Annotated in this window: 1 protein-coding gene; it reads right to left on the reverse strand. The window is 54.3% G+C overall.

The window, feature by feature from the left end; genetic code table 11:
- Nucleotides 1-43: 43 nt before the first annotated feature.
- Nucleotides 44-1,123 (reverse strand): mechanosensitive ion channel family protein, encoded by a 1,080-nt coding sequence (locus ACWTU8_RS31620; RefSeq protein WP_029349148.1) that lies wholly within the window; start codon nt 1,121-1,123, stop codon nt 44-46.
- Nucleotides 1,124-1,178: the final 55 nt, after the last annotated feature.

Raw genomic sequence — 1,178 nt, forward strand, 5'->3', positions numbered from 1 at the left:
ATCCGGGCTTGCCTGCCGCGACGCGGGCGGGGCGTGAGGAAGTTCACCTCAAATTGCTCTTCGGAAACAGCACGCGATCGGGTTTTGCATTCATTCGCGCCAGCATTTCCTTGATCAAGCGTGTTTTGGTGCGCCCCGCTTCCTTCGGCGGCACGAGGTAACGCACGATGGCCTCGAGCCAGGTGTTTTCACTGACGCGAAAATGAACCACGGGATGCTCCTTCACTTCGAGTTCGTCCACCGGCGTTTGCGACAGGATGTGCTTATAGACCTTCACCTTCTGGCTCATGATGTCGCCGATCTGCTCGTCAACGACCTCTCTCATGGTTTTCGCTACGAATTCCAGATCGCTTTCATAAGCGAGCTGGAACTTGATTTCGTTCCAGACATAGGGAAACAGCGGCCAGGAATAGTTGAAGACCGGCGTGTCAAACACGGTGGAGTTCGGAAACTTGATGACGCGTCCGCTTGGATGATCGGTCCAAAGATGTTCGCCGCCGAATTCCCATAACGTCGTGTCGAGATAGCTGACATCAATGACATCGCCATGGGCATCGCCGATGCGAATGCGGTCGCCAACGCGATAAGGCGCCCTGGCCAGAATATAAATCCAGGCGATGAAACTGGAGATCGGCATTTGCAGCGCAAAGCCGAGAATCAGTGAAATCAGGCCGAGTGAAACAACCGCAGCGTACCAGTTCACAAATAAGACCGAAATGGCCACGAAGACGATGGCGACGACGACGACCAATCGAAAAATACGTTGCAGGTTGAAACGCGAAACACGATTGGGAATTCGGCCAATGAGAAAGACTTCGATAACATTGGCAACGGTCAGCATAACGAAAATGAGAAGGCCGCCCCTGACGTAGTTCAGCACGCGAACGCGCAAAGGCGCATCAAGCCATTCTAAGCGCCAATTGATCAGGACTTGGATGCCAAAAAGCAGCAAGGCGGCGGCAGCGAAACCAACCGTCCACCAGACATCTTGCTTGCGAAGGCTGAAGCGGAATTTTTCCTCGGGCTTTTTCGCCTTCTGTTCCAAAGTTTCTGGATCAGCAGTCTGTTGCGCGGCCCGTTCGAGTCGGGAAAGGTTCTCCTGTTCCTTGGCGCGCGGTTCCATGGGTTCACCTCCCGATGTGGCCATCAACACCCAGCCAGTGCCTTCTCGTTCCTCG

The organism is Mesorhizobium sp. BHbdii, from assembly GCF_053848045.1.

Excerpts from the sequence above, each read along its gene's own strand:
- ACWTU8_RS31620 (WP_029349148.1), bottom strand. The coding sequence starts at position 1,123 with ATGGAACCGCGCGCCAAGGAACAGGAGAACCTTTCCCGACTCGAACGG.